The 18,576-nt window shown below is 70.0% G+C and carries 21 protein-coding genes; 9 read left to right on the top strand and 12 right to left on the bottom strand.

The window, feature by feature from the left end:
• The 5 genes from CHC08_RS05415 to der form a co-directional block, all read left to right on the top strand.
• Nucleotides 1-1,263, top strand: a 1,263-nt coding sequence (locus tag CHC08_RS05415) for a pseudouridine synthase (protein WP_218825135.1), incomplete at its 5' end; no start/stop codon positions are given.
• 79 nt (nucleotides 1,264-1,342) lie between these two features.
• Nucleotides 1,343-1,702, top strand: coding sequence for a chorismate mutase (gene aroH, locus CHC08_RS05410; RefSeq protein WP_089206049.1), 360 nt, complete (start codon nucleotides 1,343-1,345; stop codon nucleotides 1,700-1,702).
• 16 nt (nucleotides 1,703-1,718) lie between these two features.
• Nucleotides 1,719-2,837: a prephenate dehydrogenase gene (locus CHC08_RS05405; RefSeq protein WP_089206048.1), complete on the top strand. Its 1,119-nt coding sequence runs from the start codon at nucleotides 1,719-1,721 to the stop codon at nucleotides 2,835-2,837.
• A 200-nt stretch (nucleotides 2,838-3,037) separates the two neighbouring features.
• Entirely contained in the window at nucleotides 3,038-3,694 is a 657-nt protein-coding gene (cmk, locus tag CHC08_RS05400) for a (d)CMP kinase (protein ID WP_089206047.1), read from the top strand.
• On the top strand, nucleotides 3,691-5,130 hold the full coding sequence (der, locus tag CHC08_RS05395; protein WP_089206046.1) for a ribosome biogenesis GTPase Der: 1,440 nt from the start codon (nucleotides 3,691-3,693) through the stop codon (nucleotides 5,128-5,130). Before cmk ends, der begins: the two co-directional genes overlap by 4 nt.
• 519 nt (nucleotides 5,131-5,649) lie before the next feature.
• Here the strand turns inward: der and CHC08_RS52325 are convergent.
• The gene (locus tag CHC08_RS52325; protein WP_089206045.1) at nucleotides 5,650-5,817 is read right to left on the bottom strand and encodes a DUF3073 domain-containing protein; all 168 of its coding nucleotides are present in this window, start codon (nucleotides 5,815-5,817) and stop codon (nucleotides 5,650-5,652) included.
• Nucleotides 5,818-6,134: 317 nt separating this feature from the next.
• On the opposite strand from CHC08_RS52325, the gene CHC08_RS05385 reads away from it, so the two are divergent.
• From CHC08_RS05385 to CHC08_RS05375, 3 genes are read left to right on the top strand one after another with little or no spacing between them, the layout of a single operon-like run.
• Nucleotides 6,135-6,329: a hypothetical protein gene (locus CHC08_RS05385; protein WP_089206044.1), complete on the top strand. Its 195-nt coding sequence runs from the start codon at nucleotides 6,135-6,137 to the stop codon at nucleotides 6,327-6,329.
• A 2-nt stretch (nucleotides 6,330-6,331) separates the two neighbouring features.
• Nucleotides 6,332-6,670 (top strand): ArsR/SmtB family transcription factor, encoded by a 339-nt coding sequence (locus CHC08_RS05380; RefSeq protein ID WP_089206043.1) that lies wholly within the window; start codon nucleotides 6,332-6,334, stop codon nucleotides 6,668-6,670.
• Nucleotides 6,671-6,696: 26 nt separating this feature from the next.
• The gene (locus tag CHC08_RS05375) at nucleotides 6,697-6,885 is read left to right on the top strand and encodes a hypothetical protein (RefSeq protein ID WP_089206254.1); all 189 of its coding nucleotides are present in this window, start codon (nucleotides 6,697-6,699) and stop codon (nucleotides 6,883-6,885) included.
• Between the two features lie 114 nt (nucleotides 6,886-6,999).
• Here CHC08_RS05375 and CHC08_RS05370 read toward each other — a convergent pair whose 3' ends face one another.
• From CHC08_RS05370 to CHC08_RS05355, 5 genes are all read right to left on the bottom strand, one after another.
• A complete protein-coding gene (locus CHC08_RS05370; RefSeq protein ID WP_143653119.1) occupies nucleotides 7,000-7,290 on the bottom strand; it encodes a hypothetical protein in 291 nt (96 codons plus the stop codon).
• Between the two features lie 456 nt (nucleotides 7,291-7,746).
• The gene (locus tag CHC08_RS49325) at nucleotides 7,747-7,908 is read right to left on the bottom strand and encodes a hypothetical protein (protein WP_179281898.1); all 162 of its coding nucleotides are present in this window, start codon (nucleotides 7,906-7,908) and stop codon (nucleotides 7,747-7,749) included.
• Nucleotides 7,892-9,487 (bottom strand): MFS transporter, encoded by a 1,596-nt coding sequence (locus CHC08_RS05365; RefSeq protein ID WP_245878138.1) that lies wholly within the window; start codon nucleotides 9,485-9,487, stop codon nucleotides 7,892-7,894. Before CHC08_RS05365 ends, CHC08_RS49325 begins: the two co-directional genes overlap by 17 nt.
• Before the next feature lie 4 nt (nucleotides 9,488-9,491).
• Nucleotides 9,492-10,172, bottom strand: coding sequence for an LppX_LprAFG lipoprotein (locus CHC08_RS05360; protein WP_089206041.1), 681 nt, complete (start codon nucleotides 10,170-10,172; stop codon nucleotides 9,492-9,494).
• A gap of 59 nt (nucleotides 10,173-10,231) precedes the next feature.
• Nucleotides 10,232-10,696 (bottom strand): MarR family winged helix-turn-helix transcriptional regulator, encoded by a 465-nt coding sequence (locus CHC08_RS05355; RefSeq protein WP_089206040.1) that lies wholly within the window; start codon nucleotides 10,694-10,696, stop codon nucleotides 10,232-10,234.
• Between the two features lie 261 nt (nucleotides 10,697-10,957).
• On the opposite strand from CHC08_RS05355, the gene CHC08_RS05350 reads away from it, so the two are divergent.
• Nucleotides 10,958-11,941, top strand: a complete 984-nt coding sequence (locus tag CHC08_RS05350; protein ID WP_089206039.1) for a cation diffusion facilitator family transporter — start codon at nucleotides 10,958-10,960, stop codon at nucleotides 11,939-11,941.
• Nucleotides 11,942-11,989: 48 nt separating this feature from the next.
• On the opposite strand, the gene CHC08_RS05345 is transcribed toward CHC08_RS05350, so the two are convergent.
• From CHC08_RS05345 to CHC08_RS05320, 6 genes are all read right to left on the bottom strand, one after another.
• Nucleotides 11,990-13,408, bottom strand: coding sequence for an aminopeptidase P family protein (locus tag CHC08_RS05345; RefSeq protein WP_089206038.1), 1,419 nt, complete (start codon nucleotides 13,406-13,408; stop codon nucleotides 11,990-11,992).
• A 101-nt stretch (nucleotides 13,409-13,509) separates the two neighbouring features.
• Entirely contained in the window at nucleotides 13,510-14,784 is a 1,275-nt protein-coding gene (locus CHC08_RS05340; protein WP_089206037.1) for an ABC transporter substrate-binding protein, read from the bottom strand.
• Nucleotides 14,785-14,786: 2 nt separating this feature from the next.
• Nucleotides 14,787-15,893: a branched-chain amino acid ABC transporter permease gene (locus CHC08_RS05335; RefSeq protein ID WP_089206036.1), complete on the bottom strand. Its 1,107-nt coding sequence runs from the start codon at nucleotides 15,891-15,893 to the stop codon at nucleotides 14,787-14,789.
• Nucleotides 15,886-16,776 carry a branched-chain amino acid ABC transporter permease gene (locus CHC08_RS05330; RefSeq protein WP_089206035.1) on the bottom strand — a complete coding sequence of 297 codons (891 nt, stop codon included), beginning with the start codon at nucleotides 16,774-16,776 and terminating at the stop codon, nucleotides 15,886-15,888. Before CHC08_RS05330 ends, CHC08_RS05335 begins: the two co-directional genes overlap by 8 nt.
• Nucleotides 16,773-17,597 carry an ABC transporter ATP-binding protein gene (locus CHC08_RS05325; protein WP_089206252.1) on the bottom strand — a complete coding sequence of 275 codons (825 nt, stop codon included), beginning with the start codon at nucleotides 17,595-17,597 and terminating at the stop codon, nucleotides 16,773-16,775. The genes CHC08_RS05330 and CHC08_RS05325 overlap by 4 nt, the downstream gene beginning before the upstream one ends.
• On the bottom strand, nucleotides 17,594-18,436 hold the full coding sequence (locus tag CHC08_RS05320; RefSeq protein ID WP_089206034.1) for an ABC transporter ATP-binding protein: 843 nt from the start codon (nucleotides 18,434-18,436) through the stop codon (nucleotides 17,594-17,596). The genes CHC08_RS05325 and CHC08_RS05320 overlap by 4 nt, the downstream gene beginning before the upstream one ends.
• Nucleotides 18,437-18,576: the final 140 nt, after the last annotated feature.

Genomic DNA, 18,576 nt, shown 5'->3' with positions numbered 1-18,576 from the left:
TCCTCGTACGGCAGGCCCTCCGGTGGTTCGCAGGGCGGGCCCCGCTCCGACGCCCCGCGTCGTGACGACCGCGGTGGCTCTTCGTTCGGCGGTTCGCAGGGCGGTTACCGTTCCGACGCCCCCCGCCGTGACGACCGTGGCGGCTCGGCAGGCGGCTTCCGCTCCGACGCCCCGCGTCAGGACGACCGCGGCGGCTTCCGCGCGGACCGGGACGGCTCGCGTAGCCGGTTCGGCTCCGACCGTGGCCGCTCCGGCGCTCCGGCCGGTGGTTCCCGTGGCCGCTTCGGCAAGCCCGGACGCGCGGACGAGGTCCAGACGATCGGCGGCAACCGCGTCGGAGGGCCCGGCGAGCGCCGTACCCCCGCCCGCGGTCCCGTCGCCAACCGGGGTCCCGCCGCTGACCGCGGCCCCGTCGCGAAGGCTCCGCTCAGGCCGGGCACGATCGAGAACGACCGGTTCAAGACCGCCCGCCAGCCCAAGCGGGACGGGGACTTCTACGATCGCGACTACACCGACGAGCGCGACACCACCGAGGTTCCGGACGGCATCCGGTTGCAGAAGGTCCTCGCCCAGGCGGGCGTGGCCAGCCGCCGGTCCTGCGAGGACATGATCGGTGACGGCAGGGTGACGGTCGACGGCCAGGTGGTCCGCCGCTTCGGCGCCCGGGTCGACCCGGCCAAGCAGGTCATCCACGTGGACGGCAAGCGACTGCCGACCATGCCCGACCTGGTCTACCTCGCCATCAACAAGCCGATCGGCGTCGTCAGCACCATGTCCGACCCCGAGGGCCGTCCCTCGCTGGCGGACTTCGTGGCCGACCGCACCGAGCGGCTCTTCCACGTGGGCCGCCTGGACACCGAGACCGAGGGTCTCATCCTGCTCACCAACGACGGCGAGCTGGCCAACCGGCTCACCCACCCGAGCTACGGCGTGAAGAAGAAGTACTGGGCGAAGGTGCCCGGCCGGATCGAGCGCGACCTGCCCCGCCGCATGAAGCAGGGCATCGAGCTGGAGGACGGCATCGCCAAGGCCGACTCCTTCACCCTGGTCCAGGAGCACGGGCAGCAGGCCCTGGTGGAGGTCGTCCTGCACGAGGGGCGCAAGCACATCGTGCGCCGCATGCTGGAGGAGGTCGGGCACCCGGTCATCGACCTGGCCCGCATCGAGTTCGGCCCGGTCAAGCTCGGTCGCCTCAAGCCGGGGACGCTCCGCGCGCTGACGCTCACGGAGGTCGGCGAGCTCTACGCGGCCGTCGGCCTGTAACCTTCCGTGATACACACGTTGAGAACACGCCGGGTCACCCATTCGGATGGCCCGGCGTGAGTGATATGGAGGAACGACCATGGTGCGGGCGATCCGCGGTGCGATCCAGGTCGAGGGCAACGACCGTAACGCGATCCTGTCCGGGGTCACCGAGCTGGTGACCGAGGTGATGGGACGCAACAACCTCACCACCGACGACGTGATCAGTGTGATCTTCACGGCCACGCCCGATCTGACCGCCGAGTTTCCGGCCCTGGCAGCCCGCAAGCTCGGCTTCCATGACGTTCCGCTGATCTGTGCGTCCGAGATCGAGGTCCCGGGCGCGCTGCCCCACGTCGTACGGCTGATGGCCCACGTGGACGTCGACCGCCCGCGACACGAGATCCAGCACGTCTACCTGCGCGGCGCGGTGGCCCTGCGCGTGGACATCGCCCAGTGAGTTCCTCGGGTCCGTTATGTCGCTGCGTTCCCACCTCCAAGGAGCACGTGTGAGCGGTCTCGAGAGCGTTCTCGTCGTCGGCACGGGCCTGATCGGCACCTCGATCGCCCTGGCCCTCCGCGAGCAGGACGTCGCCGTCTACCTCGCCGACCGCGACGCGGGAGCCGTACGGCTGGCGCGCGAGCTGGGCGCGGGCACCGAGTGGGCCGACGGGATGACCGCCGACATCGCGATCATCGCGGTCCCGCCGCAGCTGGTCGCCGGCCAGCTCGCCGAGCTCCAGCGGGCCGGGGCGGCCCGCTTCTACACCGACGTGGCCAGCGTCAAGGTGCTTCCGCTGCGGCAGGCCGCGAGCCTCGGCTGCGACATGAGCACCTATGTCGCCGGGCACCCGCTCGCGGGCCGGGAGCGCTCGGGACCCGCGGCGGCCCGCGCCGACCTGTTCCTCGGACGCCCGTGGGCCCTGTGCCCGACGGAGGAGACCTCACCCGACGCGGTGGAGGCCCTGTACGGGCTCATCAAGCTCTGTGGCGGCGAGGCCGTCAGGGTCGGCGCCGACGAGCATGACAGGGCCGTGGCGATCGTCTCGCACGCCCCGCACGTGACCGCCGCCGCGGTGGCCGCCCGGCTCGCCGAGGCACCGGCCACCGCGCTCGGCCTGGCCGGGCAGGGGGTTCGTGACGTGACGCGCATCGCGGCGAGTGACCCGGGCCTGTGGACCGGGATCCTGTCGGGCAACGCGCTGCCGGTGGCCGAGGTGCTGGAGGCGGTGGCCGTCGACCTGGCCGCCGTGGCGGCCTTGCTCCGGGCCTCCGCCGACCCGGCGGCCATGGACGACGTCATGGACGGGGTCACCGCGCTGCTCCATCGCGGTGTCACGGGCACGAGCAGGATTCCCGGCAAGCACGGCGGTCCCGCGCGCACCTACGCGACCGTTCAGGTCATCATCGGCGACCGCCCCGGCGAGCTGGCCCGGCTGTTCCAGGCGGCCGACGAGGTGGGGGTCAACATCGAGGACGTCCGGCTGGAGCACGCCCCGGGACTGCCGCTGGGCGCCGCCGACCTCTATGTGCAGCCCGAAGCGGTGGTCGTTCTGTCCGAGGCACTGCGCTCGCGCGGCTGGCACCTGCCGTAACGCTCTCCTCACGCGGCCGGTCCGGCCTCCGGGGTGCGATCAAGCCCTACCCCGGAAGCCGGCTCCGGCCACCGGGGCATGGTGGGGGCGGTGTCGTTCGGTGCTGTGCCGGGTGCTCCCGGTCGCTTGATGCGTGGTTCCCCTCCCGATCCCGGTAGCCTCGTACGGACAACTGAAGCGGGCTGTAAGGGAGAGGCGTCGTGACCGGACTGGTCGTCGCCATGGACGGTCCTTCGGGATCGGGCAAGTCGAGTGCGTCACGCGGGGTCGCGAGGGCGCTGGGTCTGCGCTATCTCGACACCGGGGCGATGTACAGGGCGGTCACATGGTGGATGCTCGAGCAGAGCGTCGACCTCGCCGATCCTCAGGCGATCGCCGCCAGGGCCCTTGACCCGGTCCTGACGATGGGCACGGACCCCGACGCCCCCGCGGTGGCGGTGGGCGGAGTCGACGCCGCGGGCCCCATCCGCACCTCCGAGGTCACCGCCGCCGTCTCGGCGGTCAGCGCGGTGCCCGAGGTACGGCGCCGCCTGGTGGCCGAGCAGCGTGAGATCATCGGCGTCGGCGGCATCGTCGTCGAGGGCCGTGACATCGGCACCGTGGTGGTGCCCGGCGCGCCGGTCAAGATCTATCTGACCGCGAGCGCCGAGGCGCGGGCGCTCCGCCGTACGGCGGAACTGGTCGGCACCACGGTGGACGTGCAGAAGGCCGCCATGGCCCGGCGCGACACCCTGGACTCGACGCGGAAGATCGACCCGCTTGCGATGGCGGCCGACGCCATCGAACTGGACACCACCGCGCTGAACCTCGAAGAGGTCATCGCGGAGGTGCTACGTGTGATTAAGGAAAAAGCGTGACCGGGGAAAACGACGACGACACCGGCTGGATCGACGCTGAGCTAGCCGATCTGGGTACCGACGAGAGCTCTGAGGACGCGGAGTACGACAACGATCCGCAACCGGTGGTGGCCGTGGTGGGCCGCCCCAACGTGGGCAAGTCCACGCTGGTCAACCGGATCATCGGCCGCCGCGAGGCGGTCGTGGAAGACGTTCCCGGCGTGACCCGCGACCGGGTCACCTACGACGCCACCTGGCGTGGACGCCGGTTCACGGTGGTCGACACCGGCGGCTGGGACCCTGACGCCACCGGCATGGCGCTGAAGATCGCCGAGCAGGCACAGATCGCGGCCGAGCTGGCCGACGTGATCCTGTTCGTGACCGACGCCATAGTGGGCGTGACCGACGCCGACGAGATCGTCGGCCACGTGCTGCGCGGTTCGGGCAAGCCGGTCATCCTCGCCGCCAACAAGGTCGACAACCAGCAGATGGAGCTGGAGGCCTCCGGTCTCTGGTCCCTCGGCCTGGGCGAGCCGCAGCCGGTCTCGGCCCTGCACGGCCGCTCCAGCGGTGACCTCCTGGATGTGATCCTCGACAAGCTGCCGGAGACGCCGAAGCAGCGCTTCGGCGCCGAGCGCGGCCCGCGCAGGGTCGCCCTGGTCGGCAAGCCCAACGTGGGCAAGTCCTCGCTGCTGAACCAGCTCGCGGGCCAGGAGCGCGTGCTCGTCGACCCGATGGCGGGCACCACCCGCGACCCGGTCGACGAGCTGATCGAGCTCGGCGGCAAGCCCTGGCGCTTCGTGGACACGGCGGGCATCCGCCGTCGCGACCGCGAGCTGCAGGGCGCCGACTTCTACGCGAGCGTGCGCACCCGGGCCGCCCTGGAGCGCTCGGAGATCGCGGTCGTGCTGATCGACGCCAGCGGGGTGCTGACCGAGCAGGATCTGCGGATCATCTCGCTGGTGATCGAGTCCGGCCGGTGCATGGTCGTGGCGTTCAACAAGTGGGACCTCCTCGACGAGGACCGCCGCTACTACCTGGAAAAGGAGATCGACCGCCAGCTCGTCCGCGTTCCGTGGGCGCTGCGGGCCAACATCTCCGCCAAGACCGGCTGGCACGTGGACAGGCTTGTCCCGGCGCTGGAGACCGCCCTGAAGTCCTGGTCCAGCCGGGTCCCCACGGCCCGTCTCAACGCCTTCCTGACCGACCTGGTCGCGGCCACCCCGCCCCCGGTCCGCAGCGGCAAGCAGCCCAAGATCCTCTTCGCCACCCAGGCGTCGACGGAGCCGCCCAAGTTCGTGCTGTTCACCTCGGGCTTCCTCGAGGAGACCTATCGCCGCTTCATCGAGCGCCGGATCCGCGAGGAGTTCGGCTTCGCCGGCTCTCCCATCGAGGTCACGATGAAGATCCGCGAGAAGCGTCAGCGCCAGGGGCAGGGCCAGAAGAAGAAAAAGTAGCGGTTGTTCGACGAACGGCCCGGCCTGACAGGCCGGGCCGTTCGTCGTTTCAGGTTCCTGAGCCCGCATGGGCGCCGGTTCGCCGGGAAGGCCCGCCGGAGCGGTCCCGTCGCATGAGCCGCCGCGACGACGGCCTGTCGCCGGCGCCGTAGGGGGAGGTGGATCGGGGCGAGTGTCCCGTATCCCACCGTCCGCCCACGACGGGCCCGGCCTGTTCGGCCGGGACGTGAAGAGCCCGCTGCGCCGCCGGATCGCTCTCGCCGGCCGTCACCCGATGGACTCGGGATCGCCTCGCCGTCCGGGTAGGGCTGGGACGCACGCGCGGACAGACAAGACGATCTGACCGAGCGCACGCGTGGACGGACGAGACACCCGGCCCGACCGAGTGCACGGAAGATCTCTCACTGCTTTTCGCGGCGGCCCGTGTGACGACCCCGGAAACCGGTGAAGATCAGCGGAACTCGACGACCGGCGTGTGACGGCGTGCTGTGCGACGCCGTCACGGTTTTCCCCTGTGGGTTATCTTTCGTCGACCCGGCCGGCGGCAGGGTCGTCGGCCTTGTTGTCTAGCGGGGGATTGTCACCGCCGAGCTCCTTACGCAACCGCTCAAGATCGATACCGTGGCTGCTGTACTTCAGCTCACGCGCGACCTTCGTCTGCTTCGCCTTCGATCGACCCCGCCCCATTGGCTGTACTCCCTCACGCAGGTCGTGCTCGACCTCTCGTCGCTGTCCGTATCACTGTCCGCGCTGCCGCCTGATACAGGCTGACACTGTAGATCAGTCCTTACCCGATGGCAGCCGCACCTGCCACACACCCAGTTTCGCAGCCAACCCGCCATTGATCGAGTTTGAGCTGTCCGCGGGTGTTGTGGAAAACGGCCTTCGCCATCATACCCAACGTCATTATGATTTGAAGAATTATGCAATTTGCCACATCATGGTTAGCGGCGTTCGTCAACCGGGCGCCCACAGGTGATCTGATACGCGGGGAAGAGCGGGGCATGAGCGAGTTTGCGGCGGAGCTTCGCGCACGCGTCGACGACGTCGACGCCGAACTGGGGCTCATGCGCGAAGCGTTTGACGACCACGCGATAGAGGTGCTGTCCGGAAGGTTGGAAAACCTGCTGCGCATCGCCGATCGGCACGGCATCGACGTGCGGTACGCGACCGACGCGCCTGCCGGCGAGGTGGCATGATCATGACGGTGCCGCTGTACCAGGCCAAGGCCGAGCTCTTCCGCGCCCTCGGTCATCCGGCCCGCATCCGGGTGCTGGAGCTGCTTCAAAGTGGCCCCCTGCCGGTCCGGGACCTTCTGAGCGCGATCGATATCGAGGCCTCCAGCCTGTCTCAGCAACTGGCGGTGCTGCGGCGCGCCGGGATAGTGACCGCCACCCGAGAGGGTGCCACCGTCGTGTACGCCTTGTCCACAGTGGATGTCGCCGATCTGATGTTCGCGGCACGACGAATCCTGACCGAACTGCTGGCCGGCCAGGGTGAACTGCTCGCCGAACTGCGCGCTGAAGCTCACAGTGGATGATCACTCACTTCAATCCTGGGACCGTCATGGCTCGTCAGAAGCGAAAGACCCTGGAAGAGCGGATCGCCGATCGGCAGGCGCAGAGGCCCGCTCTGAAAGAGGGCAGCCACTTCGAGCACGGACCGGCGAAGTTCGTGTTCATCTTCCTCGTCGTGCTCGTTGCGATGATCCATATCGTCGGCCTGACCGTCCTCATGGCACTGGACTCCGTCTGAACCCCGGGCGTGGCCTCCGGCGGAACGGGGCTGGCCGCGCCCCTTTCACGGCCGGTGCGGTGGCCCGGTAGGCCGCCGTACCGCGCGAAGGACCCGCGGCCTACGTCGCTTCGGTCAAGAACCCGACTCGACGTCCGCAGACGAATGAAGAGTGGCCAGCGCCGCGCGAAGGTCCGGATACATCAGGGCGGAAGGATCGTCATGGCTGATGGCCCATGAGGTCAGCTTGTCGCGCGGCTGGCACACCGCGACACGACGATGAACGGCCAGAGAGCGAACGGCGTCGACCACGGCGGCCCGTCCGTCGGGGCCCCAGCCTTCCATGTCGGTGAGATCGAGCACGAGTGGACGGTTGGTGCGCGGTGGAGCCAGGCCGACCGTTGTGGCAACCAGGTCTGTGGCCATGAGGCCCACATGCCCGGAAAAGCGCAGAATCTCAACGTCGGACCGTACCTCGTGGTGCCATCGGAAGGTCACGCGGTCATCTCCTCAACCGAGGACTTACCAGGGGAAGATTCTTCGAAGCTCCGGCACGGCGGCCGTAGCAGAACTGGTGGCCGTTCCCGCATGCTCGCTTACCGATCTTCTCACTTGTTAAAGTTAGCAATTAATAAGGTATCAAAGAGCCCAACAGCAGGATAACCGGAGGTCGCCGAACGGGTACCTCGCCGGGGCGAGGCATGAGAAACCCCGTTCTGGGCGGGGATTCGGGGCGCAAGTGTCGATCATCGCGATTGCTTCGCAAAGCCGACACGGCCTTGTCCGCCCCGATCGCGGGCCGTTGGTATGACGCCTCAAAAATCTCCGCAAAGGCCGACGGAAGCCGTGGCGAGGACGGGCCTCAGGCCCTCCGGGACCGGTTCACCGTGGTTGCTCCGTCTTCGCCTCGTGCGGCTCCGCGAGCGGCTCTCCCCGCACAGCGATCACGTCGGTCAGGATCCGGCGCGTCGTTCGCGGCAGGCCGGCCACATCCGCGCTGAGCAGCGCGTACATCACCGTCGATCCCTCACGCGTCGCCGACACGATCCCCGACCTCGCGGCGCGGTTCCTCGGGGGGCCCGTGGCCATGCCCCCCGTGCGGCAGCAGGAGCGCGGTCAGCACGCCCACCGCGCACAGCGCCGCGGTGAGCAGGAAGATCTCGCTGTACTCGGTGTGCAGGGCGGTTCGCACCCTGTCTCCGTACTCGGCGAGCCGCCTGGCGTAGACGGCGGGATCCACGCCGAACGGCAGCGGTGTGTCCAGCTCGGCGGTGAGTGACTGGAAGCGGTGAAAGCCCCACGCGGACAGTCCGGCGACGCCGAGCAGCATGCCCATCATCCTGGCCACGACCACCGCCGCGGACGCCACACCGTGCTGGGCGGCCGGGGTGGCCCGCAGCACCGCCGAGGAGACGGGCGCGATCACCAGACCGAGGCCGAGCCCCGCGACGATCAGATCGGTGTCCATGCGAGCTCCGGCCGAGGCCAGGTCCAGCGGCCACTGGCCGATACGGACGTAGCCGACGGTGGCAAGTGCCAGCCCGATCACCGCCACCGCCCGCTCGCCGTACCGGCCGGCCATGACCCCGCCCAGCAGCGCGGCGACGGAGAGCGCGACGAGGAAGCGGGACAGCACCAGCGCGCCGTCCAGGGCCTCCAGTTCGAGCAGCGTCTGCGCCGACAACTGGACGTCCACGAGGGTGACCAGCAGCGCCGCGCCGGTCAGGAAGCTCACCCCGAGCGTGGCGAAGAACGGGCCGCGCGACACGCCCGTCAGGTCGATGAGCCGGGTCCTGGACCGTGTCTCCCACACGACGAACGCGGCGCCGGCCACCGCTCCGGCCACGATCATGGGCGGGCCCCACGGCGGGAGGACCGACGTGCTCGGATCGGGGTTGTACAGCCCGGCCACGAGCAGTCCCAGCGCCAGGGCCAGCAGCAACCCGCCGATCACGTCGACGCGGGCCCCCCGTACGGCGCGGCCCCGGCCGCGGGCCGGCGACGGCACAGATCTCTGTACGGCGATCGCGGCCGCGGCGACCAGCGGGAGGTTCAGCCAGAAGATCGACCGCCAGCCGCCGAGCTGGACGCCGCCCAGCTGGAGGGCGGACGGCACCAGGGCGGCCATGCCCGCGCCGTACAGGGGGCCCAGCACGCTGCCGAGCTCCTGTGCCGCGCCTACGGCGCCGAGGGCCAACGGGCGGTCGTGCTCATCCCACAGGTCGCCGACCAGCGCCATGGTGATGGGCAGCAGGGCGCCGCCCGCGATGCCCTGCAGGGCACGTCCCGCGGCCAGCCAGGGAACCGTCTCGCCCAGCGCGGTGACGACCGAGCCGAGGGCGAAGCCCGCCAGGCAGAGCTGGATCAGCGGGCGCCTGCCGTACCGGTCGGAGAGCTGACCGAGCAGCGGCATGGCCGCGATGTAGCCGAGCAGGAAACCGGTGACGATCGGGGTGGCCCGCTCCAGGTGGTTCAGCGGGACGTCGACGTCCTTGGCGATGTCAACGAGGACGGTGACCACGACGTAGGCGTCCAGGGCCGCCAGCAGCACCGCGGTGCCGCCGACGCCGAGGGCGACCCGTCGCCGGGCCACGGGATCGCCGCCGGGCGGGGGAGAGGTCACCTGATCATTCCGCCGGCGCGGTGACCTGGACCGGCAGGTCGTAGTCGCGGAAGGCGACGACCACCTTGCCTCCGGTCATGGGAAGGTCGGCCTTGAGCAGGCGGCCGGTGGCCCTGTCGATCCAGAGCGTGCCGTCGACGCTCTGGCCGATCCCGGGAACCATCGTGGCCAGAACCTGCTGGGAGAGCGTGGCCGAGACCCGGTAGGCGTCGGTGCCGTCCAGCTTCTCCGCGGCCTCGGTCTTCGCGTTCAGCGCACTCGTCAGGAGCTGCGCGACGCCCTTCTCCGGGTTGAGGAGGGCGGAGGGATCGTAGATCGAGGCCAGCTGGCTCCGGGTCATCCGCTGGTAGCCGCCGGTCACGCCCTTGAAGTGGACGGTCTCCCCGATCAGGATGAAGCTGATCTCCTGGAGGCTGCCCAGCAGGTCGACCTGGACGGTGCCGTCGGCGTCGCCGGTTCCGCTGAGGCGGCCCTCGGCCTTCTTGACCTGCACCGGCGGCGTGCCCTCGGCCTCCATGGTGAAGGCGACGGTCTTGACCGCCCGCATCGCCTCCGCGGACTTCCCGACCAGCTCCGCCCCCGCGGGAAGCGCGGCTCCGGCGCCGGAGGCGTCACCACCGCTGCACGCGGTGACCAGGGAGAGGGCGGCGAGCACCGCGGCGAGGACGATCCGGCGAGCAGGCATGGCCGGATCGTAGCGACCGTTCGGACGGCTACGGGCGAACTCGCGGTATCGGTTTCGCGTCAGCGAAGGCTTTTGAGATGCTCCACCACGGGGGCGTAGGCCGCTTCCAGCTCGTGGAGCTGGTCGTCGGTGAGCAGGTCGATGAAGTGCTGCCGCACGCTGGCCACATGGTGGGGCGCGACCTTCTGGATGGTGTCCCAGCCGTGCTCGGTGAGCACCGCGAAGGTGCCGCGCCGGTCATCCTCGCAGGTCTCCCTGGCGACCAGCCCGGCCGCCTCCATCCGGGAGATCTGGTGGGACAGGCGGCTGCGGGACTGGATCGTGGCGTCCGCCAGATCGCTCATGCGGATGCGATGACCGGTGGTCTCCGACAGGTTCACCAGGATCTCGTAGTCGTTTACAGAGAGCCCGAAGGGCTGCAGCTCGCGATCGAGGCGATGATCGAGGAGTTTGTGCGCGGCCAGATGGGTACGCCATGCTCGCTGTTCGATCGGTGAGAGCCAGCGGGACTCCTCGTCGTTCACCGGTCGCTCACCACTCCTCGTTCGTCGTGCGGAGAGCCTCGTCTTCCAGCCCGCCACTCCGCTCGCTGAATAAGGTTCGCTCCAGGGTCATAGATCAGAATCTACCTCAGAGTATGGGCCGACCTCATGACGGGTGAGGCGGATGAGGCGGCTGGAACAGGTGTTCTTCCCTCGCCCGCCGTCTCGACCCCGCCCGGACGGGGCTGATCGGTCGCGTCGGCGGTGGATCAGGCGTGAAATACATGCACGTATGGTGACCGTATGTCGGAGAAGGAGATGGAAAAGCCCGGGTCCGAAAGTCTCGTCACGGTGATCGTGGCGGGTCTGGCCAACCTGGCGATCGGGGTGGCCAAACTGGTCGCGGGTCTCATCAGCGGCTCGTCGGCGATGCTGTCCGAGGCCATGCACTCGGCCGCGGACACCGTCACCGAGGTCCTGCTGTTCGTCGCGGTGCGCAGGGGCGGTAAGTCCCCCGATGTCCGGCATCCGTTCGGGCACGGCAAGGCCGGGTTCTTCTGGGCGTTGATGGCCGCCTTCGCCACCCTCATCGGCGGCGCCGGATTCTCGATCACCCATGGCGTACAGGAGATCATCTACGGTGAGGAGCTCGCCGATCTGACGATCTCCTACGCGGTCCTGGCGATCTCGTTCGTGATCGAGGGAATCTCGTTCCTCAGGGCGCTGTCACAGGTGCGAGGAGAGGCCCGGCGGCTGGACGTGAGCCCGGGGCGCTACGTCGCCAAGACCTCCGACACCGCGCTGAAGGCCGTGCTCTACGAGGACGCCGCCGCCCTGGCCGGCCTGCTGATCGCCTCGGGCGGCCTGCTGGCCTACCAGCTGACCGGCTCGACCCTCTGGGACGGCGTCGCCTCGATGCTGATCGGACTGCTGCTGCTCTGGGTCGCGCTCCATCTCATCTGGGTCAACGCCTCCCTGCTGATCGGCCAGGCCGCGCCCGCGAAGATGGAGGACGAGGTCAGGGCCGAGATGCTGGCCCTGCCCGAGATCGAGAACGTGGTGGAGCTGCTGACCATGATGCTGGGCCCGAGCGAGGTGATGGTCGCCGCCCACATCGACTTCGCGGACGACGCCACCGGCGCGAACCTGGAGCTGGCCGCCGACCGGGTGGAACGCAGGCTCGTGGAGCGCTTCCCCTCGATCACCCAGGTCTTCCTGGACCCGACACCCGGCAGACCCGCCCGCACCGAACGACTGGCCCGCGACGCGGGGGACCGCGACACCTGAGCCACGAGCCCCGCCGCCGCCTTCCGGCGGCCGGCGGAGCCGCGAGGGTCAGGAGAGAAGCGCGCCCATCCACTCCTCGATCTCGTCGGGGTGGCGGGGCAGCCCGGCCGACATCAGGCGGGCTCCGTCGGCGGTGATGACGAGGTCGTCCTCGATGCGCACCCCGATGCCACGCAGCTCCGGCGGGAGCGTCAGGTCGTCCGGCTGGAGATAGAGGCCGGGCTCGACGGTGAGCACCTGCCCCTCCTCCAGCACGCCGTCCAGATAGACCTCCGAGCGAGCCTTGGCGCAGTCGTGCACATCCAGGCCGAGCATGTGGCCGCTGCTGCACACGGTGTAGCGGCGGTACAGGCCGCTCTCCGGATCCATCGCCTCATCCGCGCTGATCTTCAGCACGCCCCAGTCGTGCAGGCCCTCGGCGATGACCCGCATGGCCGTCTGGTGGAAGTCGCGGAATCTCGCCCCCGGCCGGAGACCGGCGATCGCCGCGCTCTGGGCCTCGTAGACCAATTCGTAGACCTGGCGCTGGATCGGGCTGAAGCGCCCGGAGAGCGGCAGGGTCCTGGTGATGTCGGCGGTGTAGAGGTTGTCCGTCTCCACGCCCGCGTCGAGCAGCAGCAGATCGCTCTCGTTCAGCCGGCTGTCGTTGCGGATCCAGTGCAGCACGCACGCATTGGCGCCGGAGGCCACGATGCTGTCGTAGCCGACCGAGTTGCCCTCCAGCCGGGAGCGGAGGTTGAAGACGCCCTCCAGGTAACGCTCACCGCGGCGGTGGGCGAGGGCGGCGGGCAGCGCCCGCACGACGTCCTCGAACCCCCACGTGGTCGCGTCCACCGAGAACTGGAGCTCGGCGACCTCCCACGCGTCCTTGATCAGCCGCATCTCGGAGAGGAACGTCTCCAGCTCGCCGTCGCCGTCGTGCGGCGCGACCCGGCCGTCCACCGACGCGTCCACCCCGCGCAGCACCCGCGCGGGCCCGGCGAGCACGTCGTCCAGCTTCTCCGAGTCCGCGCACTCGATCTGGTAGAGCGCCTCGGCCTCGGCCAGATCGGGGCGGCGGCCCACCCAGAACTCGCCGTAGCGGCGGTCCCGGTAGAACTCCTGGCCGGCCGTTCCGGGCGCGGACCGCGGTGAGCGGGGCCGCACGAACAGCGTGGCCGAGCCGTCCGGCTCGATGACCAGGACGTCGTCGGGCTCCTGGTCCCCGGTGAGATAGGCGAACGCGCTGTGCGGCCTGAACCGGTGGTCGCTGTCGTTGCTGCGTGTCTTGAACGTGCCGGACGGGATGATCAGTCTCTCGCCGGGGAAACGGGCGGCGAGCACGCCGCGCCGCTTGGCGGTGTAGGCGGCCTGTGGCACCGAGGCCAGGTCGTCGCGGTGGGTGTCGGCCCAGCCCGTGTTCATGAACGTGGCGAGGGCGTCGGAGACCGGCAGGTCGTGGCTGCCGGTGTTGAGCTTCTGGGTCATCGTGTTCCCGGGAGCGAAGGTCTGTGGTGCCGCCCACGGTATCCCCGGGCGGTACGGCGCGCACCTCACCCCCAAGGTGCGCGCCGTACCCGAATCTCCGATCAGCCCACCGGGACCTGGTACTCCTTGGCCAGGTCGGACGCGGCGGCCTCCCTGTAGATCACCGAGCCGCCCAGGGCCGCCTTGTCGGGCTTGGCGACGTAGGACAGCAGGGACGCGGGCTTGTCGAACGTGGTGAAGTCCATGCTCGTGCCGAACGCCTCGCCCCAGGCGGACTGGCTGCGGTGCGCGGCGACCACGCCGGCGCGGGTCAGGTCCTTGCTCTCGCAGGCCTTCTTGAGCGCGTCGACAACGATGCCCGCGGCGGAGTAGCCCGCCGAGACGCCGCTGTCGATCTCCACGCCGGGATACTTCGCCGCGTAGTCGGCGGCCAGCTTCTTCATGGCGGGCTGGTCCGAGCTGATCGGAGCGCCGCCGGTCATGTAGTAGAAGTCCTTGAGCAGCGCCGGTCCGGCCGGGGTGGGAAGCAGTTGCGGGGAGTAGGCCGAGTTGCTGCCGACGAACGGCACGTCCATCCCCTTGGCCAGGGAGACGCCGACGAGCGAGGCGGTCTGCTTGGGGCCGACCGAGACCAGGATGGCCTTGACGTCCTCGGCCTTGAAGGCGGCGACCTGGGCGCTCATGTCCTGGTCGGTCGCCTTGATCTTCTGCTCGACGACCGTCAGGCCGAGCTTCTCCGCGGCGTACTTGGAACCGTTCAGCGCGCTCTCGCCGTAGTCGCCTTCGAAGTACAGATGACCGATCTTGTCGCCGGACTTGATGCCCTTCTCCTTGACCAGGAAGTCGACCCCGTTGATCATGTCGATGTCGTAGGTGGTCGCGGTGACCTGGATGGGCTTGCTGCCGAGCAGCCCGGTCGCCCAGGCCATCGGGATGGTGAGCATCTGGTCGGCCTCGATGCGCTGCTTGAGCGCGTTGACCATGGGGGAGCCCACGACGTGGGCGAGCGCCACGGACTTCGGGCCGATCTCGGTGTAGGCCGCGACCGCCTTCTGCACGTCGTAGCCGTGGTCGCGCACGATGGTCTCGAGCTTCCGGCCGCACACCCCTCCGGCCGTGTTGATCTGCTCGAAGTAGAGCTGCTGGGCCTGGGTCAGGCTCTTGCCGAACGAGGCGTAGGGGCCGGTGAGGTCGGTCATCAGACCGAGCGTGATCGTGTCGGCGGTGACACCGGGCCCGGTCTTCACCCCGTCGCCGCCCACGGCGGACGCCGCCGGAGCGCCCCCGGTGGCCTTCTCGCTGGCGCACGAGGCGACGGCCAGGGCCAGGAGGGCGATTGCCGCGATTCTTCGGGCGGGGCTTCTGGGAATTCCCATGATTAGTTCCTTGTGTCGGGAGACGGGGTTTTCGTCGCAAGGACGGGAGCGGCCCGGCGGCCCAGGGGCAGCCGGAGGCGGCCGGCGAGGCCGAACAGTCCGCCGGGCAGGAAGAGGACGATGACCACGACGGCGGCGCCGTACAGGATCCGCGCGGCCTCGGCGGGGGAGACCCCGCCGGAGCCGGGCTCGGCCACCAGCGGCAGGGCGTCGCTGTAGCGGGTGAGCAGCTGGGGCAGCATCGAGATGAAGACCGCGCCGATCACCGCGCCCGCGACCGACCCCAGCCCGCCGATAATGATCATGGCGAGGTAGTCGAGGGAGAGCAGGAGGCCGAAGTACTCCGGCACGGTCCGCTGGAAGACGAGGGCGATGAGGACGCCCGCCAGCCCGCCGTACATCGACGACAGCACGAACACGCCCGCGCGGTAACGGGCCACGGGCACGCCCATCACCCCGGCCGCGATCTCGTGGTCGCGGATGGTGTTCATGGCCCGACCCGGACGGCCCCTGAGCACTCCCCGGGCGAACAGGCCGGCGCAGACCACGACGGCCAGGCCGAGGAACCAGAGCCGTTCCAGCGCTCCGAACGGCACCTGGGCGACCACGAGCGCGGGGGAGTCGGCGAAGACGAGCCCGAACAGTTCCATGGGCGGCACCGCCCGGCCGTTGAAGCCGCCCGTCACGGGCTCGACGTTGAACAGCAGGTGCTGGCCGAGAAAGACCAGGGCGAGCGTGGCGATGCCGAGGTAGGCCCCCTTCAGGCGGCCGGCGATCGGGCTGAACACGCCGCCCGCGACACCCGCGACGACCACCGCGAGTATCGCCGCGACGGGGGTGGGCAGGCCCAGACCGGCCAGGGCGTGCCCGCCGCCCTGGCCGGGCTCCGAGGCGAAGTAGACGTACGCGTAGGCGCCGATCGCCAGGAAGAACGCGTGGCCCATGGACAGCTGGCCCGTCGCGCCGGTCAGCAGGTTGATGCCGATCGCGCCGACGGCCGCCGACATCGCGAAGAGCCCGGCCTGCAGCCAGAAACCCTCCAGGTAGAACGGCGCGATGACCGCCGCCGCGAGCAGGACGGCCGACCAGAGAAGAGTCCTCCTAGACACGGGCCAGCTCCCTCGTCCCGAAGAGCCCCGCGGGGCGGATGAGCAGGATCACGATCATCACGAGGAACGGCGCGACGTCGCCGATGCCCCGGCCGAGGAAGACCATGTCGTTCTGGTAGCCGCTCATCAGGGCCTCGGTGACCCCGATGATGAGCCCGCCGACCAGCGCGCCCGTGGTGGAGTCCAGACCGCCGAGGATCGCGGCGGGGAACGCCTTCATCGCGGCGAACGTCGTGCTGCGGTCCAGCCCCGGCGTGGGGAACACGCACAGGAAGAGGGCGGCGACGGCGGCGAGGGCCCCGGCGATCGCCCAGGCGCCCATCGACACCCGTCCGCGCCGCACGCCCATCAGCGCGGCGGTCTCGGAGTCCTCCGCGGTGGCACGCATGGCGATGCCCCAGTTGGTGTATTTGAACGCGAGCAGGAACGCGGTGATCAGGACGGTGGCGACGACCAGCGCGGCGACGCGGGTCTGGGCGATGCTGACGGCTCCCAGATGCAGCACCTGGTCGCGCCAGGGATCGCCGAGGGCGAGCACGTCGGCGCCGATCTCCCGGGTGAGCTCGGTCGTCAGCACGATGTCGATGCCGATCGTCGCGATCGCGAGGACGCTGTGGGAGGCGACGTTCGCCCGGCGGATGACCAGAAACTCGATCAGGGCGCCCACGAGGGCCGCCCCGGCGATGCCGATCAGCAGGGCGAGCCAGAAACCGACCGAGGCGTGCAGCTTGGCGATGATGAATCCGCCGACCAGCAGCAGCGAGGCGTGGGCGAAGTTGAGCACCTCGGTCGCCTTGAAGATGATGACAAATCCCAGGGCGATCAGCGCGTACACCGTTCCCACGGAGATGCCGTTCGCCAGAAGCTCGAGAAAAGTGATCACGAAGCGGTCTCCTCCTTCTCGCTCGCCGCGCCCAGGTAGGCGCGGATGACCTCGGGGTTGCTCTGGACCTCGTGGGGAGGCCCGTCCGCGATGCGCTTGCCGAAGTCCAGGACCGTCACGGCGTCGGCGAGCCGCATGACCATCCCCATGTCGTGCTCGACCAGCAGGATCGAGATGCCGAGGCTCTCCCGGACGGCGATGATCAGCTCGGCCATGTTGCGGCGCTCGCCGCCGCTCATGCCGGCCACCGGTTCGTCGAGCAGCAGCAGCCGGGGTTCCATGCACAGGGCCCGCGCCAGCTCGACCCGCTTCTGCACGCCGTACGGCAGGAGCCCGACGGGGGTCGCCAGCCGCTCGGTGAGTCCCACGAAGGCGGCGATCTCGGTCACCCGCTCGCCGTGCCTGACGGCCTCGCGCCGGGCGGACGGCAACCGCAGCCCGGCCGAGACGAACCCGGCGCGGGTCAGCCGGTGACGGCCGAGCATCAGGTTCTCCCGCACCGACAGGCGAGGCGACAGGGCGATGTTCTGGAAGGTGCGCGCCACGCCCAGGGCGGCGATGCGATGCGGGGGCAGCGAGGTCAGCTCCGCGTCACCGAATCGCACGCTGCCCGAGGTCGCGCGGTAGACGCCCGACAGCACGTTGAAACAGGTCGACTTGCCCGCGCCGTTGGGGCCGATGACCGCGTGGACGCTGCCCGGCTCGACGGTGAAGCCGATCGCGTCGAGCGCGGTGAGTCCCGCGAAGCGCACGGTGACGTCGCGCACCTCGAGCCTGGGGATGGAGGCGTCCATACCGGCTGGTTGGTATGTGTCGGTCATGCCGACCACCTCGCAAGGACCGGGCGCTCGGCGGGCGCCGCGGCCACGGAAGTCGCAGAGGCCGGGGCGATCTCGGGGTCGTCCTCGATCCCCAGGTAGCGCCGTCGCACCTCGTCGCTCTCGGCGAGCTCGGCGGCCGGGCCCGACAGCACCACCTCGCCGACCTCCAGCACGTACGCGTAGGAGGCGAGGGACAGGGCCATGGCGGCGTTCTGCTCCACCAGGAGCACCGTCGTCCCCTGGGCGTTGATCTCGCGGACGGTGTCGGCGATCCGGGCCGCCATCATCGGCGCCAGGCCGAGGGTGGGCTCGTCCAGCAGGAGCATCCTCGGCCGGGCCATCAGCGCGCGTCCGATGGCGAGCATCTGCTGCTCACCCCCCGACAGCAGCCCCGCCCGCTGCCTGGCGCGCTCGGCGAGCACGGGAAAGAGCTTGAGCACGTCCTGTCTGGCCCCGGCCGCGGACCGGCGGTCACGCGCTCCGAGCGCGCCGGCCCGCAGGTTCTCCTCGACGGTCATCCGCGCGAAGACGCGGCGCCCCTCGGGTACCTGGACGACGCCGCCCGCGACGACGGCCGAGGTGGCCGCGCCGGACAACCTCGTCCGGTCGAAGCTGATCTCGCCCGCCGTGATCCCGCCCCGCTGGAACCGGAGCGTGCCCGACACGGCGCGCAGCAGGGTGGATTTTCCCGCGCCGTTGCCGCCGAGTACGGTGACGATCGCGCCGCGCGGAACGTTCAGCGAAACCCCTCGCAGGGCAAGGACCGGACCGTAACTCACCGCCAGATCCCTGACGACCAGCCCGGAGTCTTCGGGCGGGCGAGGGTCGTGGACGTCCATGTGTGCCTCCTGACAACCGATGAACGCACCCAACCGAGGTGGCTCACCGGCGTCCAGGGGGCCGGGTGAAGTCGGGGCGGGCGCCCACGCGGGGAGGGTGCCGGCTGTGCGTCCGCACAAGGCCGGGTCACGAAACAGAA

The organism is Streptosporangium subroseum, assembly GCF_900188345.1.
GTDB classification, from domain to species: domain Bacteria; phylum Actinomycetota; class Actinomycetes; order Streptosporangiales; family Streptosporangiaceae; genus Streptosporangium; species Streptosporangium subroseum.
The sequence above is the reverse complement of the archived record's forward strand: the minus strand, read 5'-3'. Positions and strand labels throughout refer to the sequence as shown.